Annotated in this window: 15 protein-coding genes; 10 read left to right on the plus strand and 5 right to left on the minus strand. The window is 65.6% G+C overall.

What is annotated here, in order from left to right; all coding sequences use genetic code 11:
- Window positions 1-11 precede the first annotated feature (11 nt).
- The 8 genes from purH to E8M84_RS01975 all read left to right on the plus strand — a co-directional run bounded on the left by purH (window position 12) and on the right by E8M84_RS01975 (window position 6,832).
- The gene (gene purH / locus E8M84_RS01940; RefSeq protein ID WP_137109487.1) at window positions 12-1,598 is read left to right on the plus strand and encodes a bifunctional phosphoribosylaminoimidazolecarboxamide formyltransferase/IMP cyclohydrolase; all 1,587 of its coding nucleotides are present in this window, start codon (window positions 12-14) and stop codon (window positions 1,596-1,598) included.
- Window position 1,599: 1 nt separating this feature from the next.
- Window positions 1,600-2,094, plus strand: a complete 495-nt coding sequence (gene lspA, locus E8M84_RS01945) for a signal peptidase II (RefSeq protein ID WP_137109488.1) — start codon at window positions 1,600-1,602, stop codon at window positions 2,092-2,094.
- A gap of 61 nt (window positions 2,095-2,155) precedes the next feature.
- A complete protein-coding gene (locus E8M84_RS01950) occupies window positions 2,156-2,686 on the plus strand; it encodes a DUF3035 domain-containing protein (protein ID WP_137109489.1) in 531 nt (176 codons plus the stop codon).
- An 84-nt stretch (window positions 2,687-2,770) separates the two neighbouring features.
- Window positions 2,771-4,120 (plus strand): pitrilysin family protein, encoded by a 1,350-nt coding sequence (locus tag E8M84_RS01955; protein WP_137109490.1) that lies wholly within the window; start codon window positions 2,771-2,773, stop codon window positions 4,118-4,120.
- Window positions 4,117-5,412 (plus strand): pitrilysin family protein, encoded by a 1,296-nt coding sequence (locus E8M84_RS01960; protein WP_137109491.1) that lies wholly within the window; start codon window positions 4,117-4,119, stop codon window positions 5,410-5,412. The genes E8M84_RS01955 and E8M84_RS01960 overlap by 4 nt, the downstream gene beginning before the upstream one ends.
- A gap of 67 nt (window positions 5,413-5,479) precedes the next feature.
- Window positions 5,480-6,145, plus strand: coding sequence for a CDP-diacylglycerol--glycerol-3-phosphate 3-phosphatidyltransferase (gene pgsA, locus E8M84_RS01965; protein WP_137109492.1), 666 nt, complete (start codon window positions 5,480-5,482; stop codon window positions 6,143-6,145).
- Window positions 6,142-6,390: a molybdopterin converting factor subunit 1 gene (gene moaD, locus E8M84_RS01970; RefSeq protein ID WP_137109493.1), complete on the plus strand. Its 249-nt coding sequence runs from the start codon at window positions 6,142-6,144 to the stop codon at window positions 6,388-6,390. Before pgsA ends, moaD begins: the two co-directional genes overlap by 4 nt.
- 1 nt (window position 6,391) lies before the next feature.
- Window positions 6,392-6,832 carry a molybdenum cofactor biosynthesis protein MoaE gene (locus E8M84_RS01975; RefSeq protein ID WP_137109494.1) on the plus strand — a complete coding sequence of 147 codons (441 nt, stop codon included), beginning with the start codon at window positions 6,392-6,394 and terminating at the stop codon, window positions 6,830-6,832.
- 143 nt (window positions 6,833-6,975) lie between these two features.
- On the opposite strand, the gene E8M84_RS01980 is transcribed toward E8M84_RS01975, so the two are convergent.
- From E8M84_RS01980 to E8M84_RS01990, 3 genes are all read right to left on the minus strand, one after another.
- The gene (locus E8M84_RS01980; RefSeq protein ID WP_137110801.1) at window positions 6,976-7,965 is read right to left on the minus strand and encodes a P1 family peptidase; all 990 of its coding nucleotides are present in this window, start codon (window positions 7,963-7,965) and stop codon (window positions 6,976-6,978) included.
- Window positions 7,966-8,047: 82 nt separating this feature from the next.
- A complete protein-coding gene (locus E8M84_RS01985; RefSeq protein WP_137109495.1) occupies window positions 8,048-8,398 on the minus strand; it encodes a cupin domain-containing protein in 351 nt (116 codons plus the stop codon).
- Window positions 8,399-8,537: 139 nt separating this feature from the next.
- On the minus strand, window positions 8,538-8,876 hold the full coding sequence (locus E8M84_RS01990; RefSeq protein ID WP_137109496.1) for a zf-TFIIB domain-containing protein: 339 nt from the start codon (window positions 8,874-8,876) through the stop codon (window positions 8,538-8,540).
- Between the two features lie 245 nt (window positions 8,877-9,121).
- Between E8M84_RS01990 and E8M84_RS01995 the strand changes: the two genes are divergently transcribed.
- Window positions 9,122-10,330 (plus strand): aminopeptidase P family protein, encoded by a 1,209-nt coding sequence (locus tag E8M84_RS01995; RefSeq protein WP_137110802.1) that lies wholly within the window; start codon window positions 9,122-9,124, stop codon window positions 10,328-10,330.
- A 36-nt stretch (window positions 10,331-10,366) separates the two neighbouring features.
- Here E8M84_RS01995 and E8M84_RS02000 read toward each other — a convergent pair whose 3' ends face one another.
- The gene (locus E8M84_RS02000) at window positions 10,367-10,621 is read right to left on the minus strand and encodes a GlsB/YeaQ/YmgE family stress response membrane protein (protein WP_137109497.1); all 255 of its coding nucleotides are present in this window, start codon (window positions 10,619-10,621) and stop codon (window positions 10,367-10,369) included.
- 223 nt (window positions 10,622-10,844) lie between these two features.
- On the opposite strand from E8M84_RS02000, the gene E8M84_RS02005 reads away from it, so the two are divergent.
- Complete coding sequence (locus tag E8M84_RS02005) at window positions 10,845-11,717, plus strand: L,D-transpeptidase (RefSeq protein WP_137109498.1); 873 nt, start codon at window positions 10,845-10,847, stop codon at window positions 11,715-11,717.
- On the opposite strand, the gene E8M84_RS02010 is transcribed toward E8M84_RS02005, so the two are convergent.
- Window positions 11,714-12,055 carry a cupin domain-containing protein gene (locus E8M84_RS02010; protein ID WP_137109499.1) on the minus strand — a complete coding sequence of 114 codons (342 nt, stop codon included), beginning with the start codon at window positions 12,053-12,055 and terminating at the stop codon, window positions 11,714-11,716. The two genes, E8M84_RS02005 and E8M84_RS02010, sit on opposite strands and share 4 nt — an antisense overlap.
- Window positions 12,056-12,123 lie beyond the last annotated feature (68 nt).

Raw genomic sequence — 12,123 nt, forward strand, 5'->3', positions numbered from 1 at the left:
AGGGGTGTGACATGACCAACCTGGTTCCCATCGGCCGCGCGCTGATTTCCGTATCCGACAAATCCGGACTTCTGGACCTGGCGCGGGCGCTGGCGGGGTACGGGGTGGAGCTGATTTCCACGGGCGGGACGTCGGGCATGCTGCGGGCGGCGGGGCTGGCGGTGCGCGATGTGGCCGAGGTGACTGGTTTCCCCGAGATGATGGACGGGCGGGTCAAGACGCTGCACCCGAATGTGCATGGCGGACTGTTGGCGTTGCGGGATGACGACGAGCACCTGGTGGCGATGGCCGCGCATGGGATCGAGCCGATCGACCTGTTGATCGTGAACCTTTACCCGTTCGAAGAGACGGTGGCCCGGGGCGCAGATCATGCGACCTGCATCGAGAACATCGACATCGGCGGGCCGGCGATGATCCGGGCGGCGGCGAAGAACCATCGGTTCGTGACGGTGGTGACGGACCCGGCGGATTACAGTGCGCTTCTGGACCAGTTGCGGGCGCAGGACGGCGCGACAAGCATGGTATTCCGGCAGAAGCTGGCATTGACGGCCTATGCGAAGACCGCGGCCTATGACACGGCGGTGTCGACCTGGCTGGCAGGCGAAGTGAGGGAGCCTGCGCCGCGCTATCGCAGCTTTGCCGGGCGGCTGGCCCAGACCCTGCGCTATGGTGAGAACCCGCATCAGGCGGCGGCCTTCTACACCGATGGCTCGCGCCGGCCCGGAGTCGCGACGGCGCGGCAGTGGCAGGGCAAGGAGTTGTCCTACAACAACATCAACGACACCGATGCGGCGTTCGAGCTGGTGGCGGAGTTCGCGGGCGCGGCCCCGGCCTGCGCGATCATCAAGCATGCGAACCCCTGTGGGGTGGCAACGGCCGGGACGCTGGTGGAGGCCTATACCCGCGCCTATCAGTGCGACCAGACCTCGGCCTTCGGCGGGATCGTGGCGTTGAATCAGGTGCTTGACGGGGCGACGGCGGAGGAGATCGTGAAGATCTTTACCGAAGTGGTGATTGCTCCGGATGCCACCGAGGAGGCGAAGGCGGTCTTTGCGGGGAAGAAGAACCTGCGGCTTCTGACCACGGGGGCTTTGCCTGACCCGAAGGCCGGGGGCCTCGCGTTCAAGCAGGTGGCGGGGGGTTTCCTGGTGCAGGACCGGGATAACGGCCATGTGTCGCCTGCCGACCTGAAGGTGGTGACGAAGCGGGCGCCGTCGGATGCCGAAATGCGCGATCTGATGTTCGCCTGGACGGTGGCGAAGCATGTGAAGTCGAACGCGATCATCTACGTCAAGGATGGCGCGACCGTGGGTGTCGGCGCGGGGCAGATGAGCCGGGTCGACAGCACCCGCATCGCTGCCCGGAAAGCCGAGGACATGGCCGAGGCGCTGGGCCTGCCCGGGCCGCTGACCAAGGGGTCGGTCGTGGCGTCAGATGCGTTCTTTCCCTTTGCCGACGGGCTGATCACGGCGGCCGAGGCGGGGGCGACGGCGATCATCCAGCCGGGCGGGTCGATGCGCGACGACGAGGTGATCGCGGCTGCGGATGAGCGTGGGCTGGCGATGGTCTTCACTGGCCAGCGGCATTTCCGGCACTGAAATGCGACGTTTCTGGATCACCGCGCTTGCGACCTTCGGGATCGACCAGCTGTCGAAGCTGGCAGTCGTGCATGGGCTGGACCTGATGAACCGGCACGAGATCGACGTGCTGCCGCCCTACCTGAACCTGCGCATGGCGTGGAACTACGGCGTCAACTTTGGCCTCTTGTCGCACGGGTCGGACCTGGCGCGCTGGGGGCTGATCGTGCTGGCGCTGGCGATCTCGGCCTGGGTGGTCTGGTGGATGCGGCGCGAGCGGGGGAACACCTGGGCCGAACTGTCCGGCGGCCTGCTGGTGGGCGGCGCCTTGGGCAACGTGATCGACCGAATCGCCTATGGCGCGGTGGCGGACTTCCTGAACATGTCTTGCTGCGGGATCGAGAATCCCTATGCCTTCAACGTGGCCGACATCGCGATCTTTGCCGGGGCGCTGGGGCTGGTGATGTTTGCGAAGGGATCGGCAACAGACGGAAAACCCAAGCGCAAGGCGCGCTAATCCCGCGTGACGACCGCGCGGCTTTAGGCTAAGACGAGCAAAAGACGGTTCGGAGGCAGGTATGCGGGCAATGAAAGGCAGGGCGATCATCGCGGGTGCGACGATGATCACGCTGGCGGCCTGCGGCGGCAAGGGCGACCCCCAGCTGATGAACTTGCGGTCGGGTCCCGGCCCGGACGAATTTGCCATCGTGCCACCGAAACCCCTGGAAATGCCGGAAAACCTGGCTGAACTGCCAGAACCGACCCCGGGCGGGTTCAACCGGACTGACCAGAACCCCGAGGCCGACGCGGCAATCGCTCTGGGCGGCAATCCGAAGGCGGCGGGCGGGATTCCGGCGGCGGATTCGGCGCTGTACGCCCATGCCGGGCGGTTCGGCGTCGATGGCGGTATTCGGGCGACCTTGGCCTCGGAAGATCTGGAATGGCGGCGCGACAACAACGGTCGCATCCTGGAACGCCTGTTCAATGTGAACGTCTACTACAAGGCCTACCGCAAGTATCGTCTTGACCAGCAGGCGGAACTGGCGCGCTGGCGTGCGCTTGGGGTCCGCAACCCCTCGGCCCCGCCGCGCAAGCCTGACGAAGAGTAACAAGCGCGTGGCATCGGCCCGACCGGACTTGATTGTCCGGATGCTGCGCCGCAGTTTCCCTGAAAACCTGATCTGGAGAAGCCGATGCTCGGACGACTTGGCGCTGGCGCTGTGGTTGCGCTGTCCCTGACGCTGCCCGCCGCCGCAGACGAGCCGGTCACCACCTTCACCCTGGACAACGGGCTGAATGTCGTGGTGATCGAGGATCACCGAGCCCCGGTCGTGGTGCAGATGATCTGGTACCGGGTGGGCGCGGCGGATGAGCCCCCTGGTCATTCCGGCATCGCGCATTTCCTGGAACACCTGATGTTCAAGGGGACCGAGAAGGTCGCGCCCAATGCTTTCTCTGGCATCGTCGAGGCGCAGGGCGGCGATGACAACGCCTTTACGTCCTGGGACTACACCGCCTATTTCCAGCGGATCGCCGCCGACAGGCTGGATCTGGTGATGGAGATGGAAGCCGACCGGATGCGGAACCTGCGGCTGACCGAGGACGATGTGGCAACCGAACGCCAGGTGATCCTGGAGGAACGCAGCCAGCGCACCGACAGCGACCCGAGTTCCTTGCTGATCGAGCAGATGCGGGCGGCGCAGTACATGAACCATCCCTACGCGATCCCGGTGATCGGCTGGCGCCACGAGATGGAGCAGTTGAGCCGCGAGGATGCGCTGTCCTACTATGAACGGTTCTATGCCCCGAACAACGCGACTTTGGTGATCGCGGGCGACGTGGAGCCGGAGGCGGTCAGGGCGCTGGCGGAAAAGCATTACGGTCCGCTAGAGCCGTCCGAGGGGATCGTCCCGCGTGAGCGGCCGCAGGAGCCGCCGCAACTGGCCGAACGCCGGATCGTCTTGGCGGATGAGCGGGTGTCGGAGCCTTACGTCTTCCGCACCTACCTGGCGCCGGAACGTGATCCGGGCGACCAGAAGACGGCGGCGGCGCTGACCGTGCTGGCCGAGCTTCTGGGTGGCAATGGCCAGACGTCGTTTCTGGCGCGGGAGTTGCAGTTTGACCGTCAGGTGGCGGTCTATAGCTCGGCCTTCTACGACGGGACCAGCATCGACGACGGCACCTTCGGGATCGCGGTCGTGCCGGCGCCGGACGTCAGTCTTGAGACCATCGAGGGCGATCTGGACCGCGCATTGGAGGCATTCCTGAAGGAAGGCCCCGATCCGGCCGCGCTGGAGCGGATCCGGACCCAGGTCCGGGCGGGCGAGATCTATGCGCGCGACAGCGTCGAGAACCTGGCCAACAGCTATGGCAAGGGGTTGAGCGTCGGTCTGACCGTCGCGGATATCGACGGCTGGGACGAAGCGCTGTCGGCGGTGACCGAGGCCGACGTGATGGAGGCCGCCCGCATGGTGCTGGACCGGAAGAACGCGGTGACGGGCTGGCTGACCAAGCCGGCCGCCGAAGGGGAGACCACGGAATGATCCGCGCCGTATTCGTCGCCCTGTTCCTGTTGGCGGTTCCGGCCAGGGCCGAGATCGAGATCAAGGAAGTGACCTCGCCCGGCGGGATCACCGCCTGGCTGGTCGAGGATCACAACATCCCCTTCGCGGCATTGGAGATCCAGTTCAAGGGCGGCACCTCGCTCGATGCTCCGGCCAAACGCGGGGCGGTCAACCTGATGACCGCGACGCTGGAGGAAGGCGCGGGCGAGATGGACAGCCGCGCCTTCGCCGAAGCGCGTGAGGCGCTGGCGGCGGACATCAGCTTTGATTCCGGGTCGGATTCGGTAGGCGTCTCGGTGAAGTTCCTGACCGAGAACCGCGACCAGGTTGTCGACCTTCTGCGCGAGGCGCTGATCAATCCGCGCTTTGACCAGGACGCGGTGGACCGGGTGCGCGAGCAGGTGTTGTCGAACCTGCGGTCGAACGAGAAGGACCCGGGGGCCATAGCGTCGGAACGGTTCGACCAGCTGGCCTTTGGCGACCACCCCTATGCCACGACCGGCGACGGGACGATCGAGACGGTGACGGCCCTGACGCGGGACGACATCCTGGCTGCGCACAAGGGGGCGCTGGCGCGGGATCGGATCTATGTCGCGGCCAGTGGGGACATCACGGCAGAGGAGCTGGGTGTGCTTCTGGACCGGCTGCTGGGCAACCTGCCGGCGACGGGGGCTCCGCTGCCCCAGGATGCGCCCTGGTTGCTGCCTGCGGGGGTCACGGTGGTCGACTTCCCGACCCCGCAGTCCACGGTGTTCTTCGGCCAGAAGGGCATCCCGCGCGATGATCCGGATTTCTTCCCGGCCTTCGTGCTGAACGAGGTTCTGGGTGGTGGACGGTTCACGGCGCGGCTGATGTCCGAGGTGCGGGAAAAGCGCGGACTGACCTATGGGATCGGGACGTATCTCGTGAACATGGATCATGCCGACATGCTTTTGGGCCAGTTCGCCGCGTCGAACGACAAGGTGGCCGAGGCGATCCAGGTGGTGCGCGAGGAATGGGGCCGGATCGTCACCGAGGGCGTGACGCCGGAAGAGCTGGAGACGACCAAGACCTATCTCACCGGGTCCTACCCGTTGCGGTTCGATGGCAACGGCCCGATCGCCAGCATTCTGGTCGGCATGCAGATGGACGGGATGCCGCGCGACTATGTGACGACCCGGAACGCCAAGGTCGAAGCGGTGACCATGGAGGACATCAAGCGCGTCGCGGCCCGGCTGTTCAAGCCCGATGACCTGCAGTTCGTGGTGGTGGGTCAGCCCGAAGGGCTGTGACACCGTGTAAGGCGCATTGGACAAGAAGCCCCTTTCGCCGGTCGGACCCTTCGTCTACGAATTTGTCATGCGCTGGACGATCCCCAATTCGCTGACCGTGCTTCGGCTGCTTGCTGCTCCGGGTGTGGCGATCTTGTTCCTGTATTTCCACCGGCCCTGGGCGGATTGGCTGGCTCTGGCGCTGTTCGTCGGTGCAGCTTTGACCGATTGGTTTGACGGCTATCTGGCGCGGCTCTGGAAGCAGGAGTCCAAGTTCGGTGCGATGATGGACCCGATCGCCGACAAGGCGATGGTGGTGATCGCAATCATGGTCATCACCGGCTACAACGGGATGAACCCCTGGCTGATCCTGCCCGCGACGCTGATCATTTTCCGCGAAGTCTTCGTCGGCGGCCTGCGCGAGTATCTGGGTGCGAAAAGCGGGCTTCTGAAGGTCACGAAGCTGGCCAAGTGGAAGACCACCGCGCAGATGATCGCGATTGCCGTCCTGTTCCTGGGGACCGGGCTTGATTACCTGAACGTCCTGGCGCTGGAGGGCATGACGCCCGAGCAGCACCAGGCCGCCGTCGCCGCGGGTGAGGCCGAGGCGATCCGCACCTGTGGCAACCGGGATTGCGCGTCCTATGCGAACCTGGTGGGCATCTGGCTTCTGTGGGTTGCGGCCTTCCTGACGGTGGTGACCGGCTGGGAGTACTTCGTGAAGTCGCTGCCCTTCTTGCGGGAAGACAAGTGATCGACGTGCTGTATTTCGCCTGGGTCCGGGAACGGATCGGGCTTCCGCGGGAGCGGGTCGAGACTTCGGCTGCGACGGTTGCCGATCTGGTGCAGGAGTTGCGCGGGCGGGAACAGCGGTACGAGGCGGCGTTTGCGGACCTGACCTCGCTGCGGGTGGCGCTGGATCAGGAACTGGCCTCGTTCGATGCGCCTTTGGCCGGGGTGCGTGAGGTGGCGTTCTTCCCGCCGATGACGGGCGGCTGAGATGCGGGTCGCGGTTCAGTCCGAGGCTTTCGATCTGGGGGCCGAGGTGTCGGCTTTCACGGCGGCGGTTCGGGGGGTGGGGGCGGTCGTCAGCTTTACCGGTCTGGTGCGGGACGAGGGCGGGGCGCTGTCCGGGATGGAGATCGAGCATTATCCGGGCATGACCGAGAAGGCGATTGCCGGGATAGCCGGAGAGGCGGTGCGGCGCTGGGCCCTGGCTGACGTGCTGGTGATCCATCGGTATGGGAAGCTGGCCCCGGGCGAGGCGATCATGATGGTCGCCACGGCGGCGCCGCATCGGGGGGATGCTTTCGCGGCGGCGGAGTATCTGATGGACTACCTGAAAAGCCGGGCTCCGTTCTGGAAGAAGGAGCTTTCGGCCGGGGGTGAGGCCTGGGTGGCGGCGAAGGATGCTGACGAGGATGCATTGAAGCGGTGGTAGTGTCCACGCTGGGCGGATCGTCTTGCGTCAATGAAATCAGGGCTTTGCTTGTGGCCGTTCAGCAGGTGTTAACCGTGGGCGGCCCCTCACCCTGACCCTCTCCCCCAAGGGGAGAGGGGACACTTGGGGCCGCGGTCGGCGCTTCACCGACTGAAGCGGGACTGCCAGGTCGGTTGCAGGTCCAGGGGTTCGGATCGAGCCAGATAGACTGCCCGGGCGATGGCGCGGGCGAGGCAGGTGGCGGCGGCGTGGCCGAGCTGGAAGGCGTCGGTCAGGGGGTCGGCGAGGGGCTTGCCACCAGTCGCGACGCTGAACACGAGGTCCCCGTCCAGGGGCGTGTGCGAGGGGACGAGGGCGCGGGCCATGCCGTCATGGGCGGCGACAGCCATCCGTTGGGCTTGTGCCTTGGTCAGCGTGGCGTCGGTGGCGACGATGGCGATGGTCGTGGCCTCGCCCAGCCGTTTGCGGGGGAGAGGGGCGTCCTGCGGGACCATCGGCGCGGGGCCGAGGCCGCCGAATTCGGTGCCTTCCTCCCATGGGGCGGCCCAGAAGTGGGGGGTCTCACCCACAGTGGCCTGTCCGAGGGCGTTGACGACGACGAGGGCGCCGACGGTTAGACCGGAAGGCAGGACGCAGGAGGCAGAACCGAGGCCGCCTTTCAGGGTGCCGGTCATCGCTCCATATCCGGCGCCTGCGCTGCCGAGGGCGAAGTCTTGCGACGCTGTGTCGAAGGCGCGGCGGCCGAGTATTGGGTAAGGGGATTGGGTCCAGTCCTTGTCGCCGCCATTGAGCAGGTCAAAGACGATGGCGCCGGGGACGATGGGGACGCGGACGGCGCCGACGGCAAAGCCACGCCCGGCCTCGCGCAGGGCTTGCATCACGCCTTGGCCTGCGTCGAGGCCGAAGGCGGAACCTCCTGCGAGGAAGATGGCGTCGATGTCCTGCACCATGCGGTCGGGGGCGAGGAGGTCGGTTTCCCGGGTACCGGGCGAGCCGCCCATGACGTGGACGCTCGCCACGAAGGGCTGGTCGGCGGTCAGGACAGTGACGCCGGATTTCAGCCGGGCGTCGTCAGCGTTGCCGACCCGGAGGCCGGGGACGTCGGTGATGAGATTGCGGGGGCCAGGGCGCATCATTGGGGCTCCGGGCCAAAACCCTTCGAAGGGTTTTGCAAATTCCTTCGAAGGAATTTGGCGAGGGGCGCGGCAGGGCGCATCAGATGTGGACCTTCGTCGCGGCGGTGGCGGGGTCGCCGGTGTTGGGGGTGCCTGCCGGTTCGATCAGGAGGAGGTGGGTTTCGACCGTCGCACGGGGGCGGTGCTGCATGCCTTTGGGGACGACGAAGACCTCTCCCGGTTTCAGGGTGACCGCGCCGTCGGGAAGGTCAATGGTCAGCTCTCCACTGAGGACCAGGAAGAAATCGTCGGTGTCCGGGTGATCGTGCCAGACGAACTCTCCCAGCACCTTCACGACCATCAGGTCATGGCCGTTGAAACTGCCCACGATCCGGGGCGACCAGTGGGCGGTGAAAGTGGAGAGTTTCTCGGCGAGGTTGATCGGGGTCATCGCGGCCTCCTGCTTGGGGCAGGATAGGCGGGTGGCTGGGGCGCGTAAATGGCGGCTCCTCGTCCGCCTCCGGCTTCTCGTCGCGAGAGGCAGCGACAAGCAACGGCGGAGCCGAGGAGCAATTCTGGGGTGCGTTTCGTCAGAAGTCGAAGATGTCGCTCAGGAAGCTTTCCTTGCGCTTCTTCTTGTAGCCGTACTTGTAATCGTCGTCGTCATAGTCCTTGTGCCGCCGACGGTCGTCATCGCGGTAGCGGGGCTCGGGCTGGTAGACCGGGGCTGCGGTGGGGGCGGCGTGGTGCTGCGTGGCGGCTTGCGGCGTGGGGGCCGGGGCGGCAGCGGGGCCGCCGAGGGAGCGTTCGATGATCTTGTCCAACTCGCCCCGGTCAAGCCAGACGCCGCGGCATTTCGGGCAGTAGTCGATCTCGACCCCGCCACGGTCGGCCATCACCAGAACCTCGTTGTCTACCGGGCAGCGCATGACTTTCTCCATTCCTGTGTCAGGGCGTTAGATGGGGTCGCAATTGCGCCTCGCAAGGGTCGGAAACGCTCTTGCGCGAAATGCCGCGAGGGCGCATGGAAGGGGGGAGCCGTGGCGATGGCGTCGCCGCAGGGGTTTTCCGCCCCGACGCTTGCAGTTGATGCTGCTTCCGTCCTGTACGCCGGGACCTTTCGGGGTTCCTGCGGCCTGTCCCGGACCCCTGCACATGAGGTCTGGAAATGTCGTTGAACCGTCCCGAGATGTACCGCTTTCACAATGGCGGCAAGAAGGACACGCTGCCCTTCGCCGATCAGGAATACCATGACCGGCTGGAAGGCCTGCGCGAGATCATGGAGATGCACGAGCTGGACGCGGTCGTCCTGACCAGCATGCACAACGTGGCGTATTATTCGGGGTTCCTCTACTGCTCGTTCGGGCGGCCCTATGCCTGCGTGGTGACCAAGACCCAGTGCGTGACCATTTCTGCAGGCATTGACGCGGGCCAGCCGTGGCGGCGGTCGATCGAGGACAACATCACCTACACCGACTGGACCCGCGACAACTTCTGGCGGGCGGTGGTGTCGGTGGTGGGCACCGGCAAGGCGGTGGGCTGCGAGGCCGACCATCTGACGATGGAGCGGGCCGAGAAGTTCAACACTTTCCTGAAGCCGAAGCGGGGCATGGATATTGCCCCGGCGACGATGCACCAGCGGATGATGAAATCTCCGGCCGAGATCGCGCTGATCAAGCACGGGGCGAACGTCGCCGACGTGGGCGGCTATGCGATCCGCGATGCGATCAAGGTCGGGGCGACGGAGCTTGAGGTTTCCATTGCGGGTCGTGACGCGATGGAGCGCGAGATCGCCAAGCGGTTCCCGGATGCGGAATACCGCGACACCTGGGTCTGGTTCCAGTCGGGGATCAACACGGACGGGGCGCATAACCCGGTCACGAACCGGAAGCTGAAGCATGGGGATATCCTGTCGCTGAACTGCTTTCCGATGATAAGCGGCTATTACACGGCGCTGGAGCGGACGCTGTTCGTGGGCGAGGTGGATGATGCCAGCATGAAGGTCTGGCAGACCAACATCGACAGCCACGAATTCGGGATGAAGCTGCTGAAGCCGGGTGCGTCCTGCGCCGAGATCACCATGAAGATCAACGAGTTCCTGGCTGAACGGCAGATGCTGCAATACCGGACCTTCGGCTATGGGCACTCGTTCGGGGTGCTGTCGCACTACTATGGCCGCGAGGCGGCGCTGGAGCTGCGCGAGGACATCGACACGGTGCTGGAGCCGGGGATGGTGATCAGCATGGAGCCGATGCTGACGATCCCCGAGGGGATGCCGGGGGCGGGCGGGTATCGTGAGCACGACATCTTCGTCGTGACCGAGGACGAGCCCGAGGATATCACGCATTACCCCTATGGGCCTGCGTTCAACGTGGTGGGATAAGGCTTTGGGCCGGGGTCAGACCCCGGCCCTTTCCGTTCAGGCGCGCTTGATGACGCGGATGAGGAGCAGCAGGATCACGGCGCCGAGGGTGGCGGAGATGATCGCGCCAGCGATGCCGCCGCCAAGGCTGATGCCGGCGTAGGGCAACAGGAGGCCCGCGATGAAGGCGCCGACGATGCCGACGACGATGTTGCCGATGAGGCCGAAGCCGTAACCCTTGACGATCAGGCCTGCGAGCCAGCCCGCGACGGCGCCGATGATGAGCGTGATGATGAGTGCTTCGATGGCCATGGTGGTCCCCTTTGCTGCCGCTTCTGATTTGAGCGGTATACCACAACGCGCGGAAATCCGCCGGGTTCCCTGATGCCGGGGCCGATTGCGCAGAATCGAACAGGAATCGCCGTCCAGACCAGCTTCGACCGGGAAGATTCGGAAAAGCTTGCATTTTTGGACTTGACGCATCGGCATGGCCATGGCGCAAGTGGGATAGCTGCCCTTACATGAGTCTGCCAAAGTGTCCCATTCCCTTGCCCGGATCTTCGCGATCCTCGCCCTTCCGTTGCTTGCCGCCTGCGCGGGCACTGCGAAACAGAAAGCTCCCGAGGCTGTGCCGGGGTATGAAGGTGTTCAGGACGCGGAGTTCTTCATCGAACCCGTGCCCGCGAAGTACCTGCAGGATGGCAACATCCGGACCGAAGTGTCCTATTCGGGACCAGAGGCGCCGGGGACCGTCGTGGTCGATACCTTCGCGCGGAAGCTTTACCTGGTGGGCGAGGGTGGAACGGCGACCCGCTATCCCATCGCGGTCGGGCGCGAGGGACTTGCGTTCCGGGGCAGTGGCGTGATCGGGCGCAAGGCGGAATGGCCGTCGTGGCAGCCAACCGCGAACATGATCCGCACCCGGCCCGACCTTTATGCGGCCTATGCCGGCGGGCTGCCGGGGGGGCTGCAGAACCCCTTGGGCGCGCGGGCGCTGTATCTGTATCGCGGCGGGCGGGATACGATGTTCCGGATCCACGGCACCTCGGACGCGGCCTCGGTGGGTCACGCGACGAGCGCGGGCTGCATCCGCCTGTTCAACCAGGACGCCATCGACCTTTACAATCGGGTGCCGAACGGGACCCGGGTGAAGGTCCGGACCGAGGCGGAAAGCCTGGCCATCGAAGGGCCGCAGATGCTGAACGCCTATGGCCACATGGTCCCGGCAACGCCGGAGAACGAGGCGAAGAAGGCAAAGCAGGCAGAAATGCTGGCCAAGCAGGAGGCACGCGACAAGGCGGCTGCCGAGAAGGCCGAGAAGAAGCGTCTGGCTGCCTGCGCCCGTCGCGGCATCCCGGATGCCGAGTGCCTGCCGACGCAAGCTGTCAGTGTCGGCACCGCTGGCTAAACGCGGATGACGTAATCCTTCAGGGTGGTCTGCACGACCTCCCATGTTCCTTCGAACCCCGGGCGGATAATCAGGCTGTCGCCCGGGTGCAGCTGGGTGACGCTGCCATCCGTGCCGGTCAGGATCGAATAGCCGGACAGGATGCGGAAATACTCCCATTCGGAATAGCTGACGCGCCACTTGCCGGGGGTCGATTGCCAGAGCCCGGCGTATAGCCCGTCGCTTTCTTCGAGGTTCCAGGTGCTGTGCACCGGATCGCCCGAAATCAGCTTGGCGGGATCGGGGCGGGTGATGTCGGGGGCGGTGCCGTCGCGGCTGACGCGCTGGATCAGGGGCATGGGTGTCTCCTTTCCCGGTATTCACGATGGGCGGTGGGGTGCGGTCAACCCTGTGACGCTGCGGTCGG

The organism is Rhodobacter sp. SY28-1 (assembly GCF_005222785.1).
In the GTDB taxonomy this organism is placed as follows: domain Bacteria; phylum Pseudomonadota; class Alphaproteobacteria; order Rhodobacterales; family Rhodobacteraceae; genus Tabrizicola.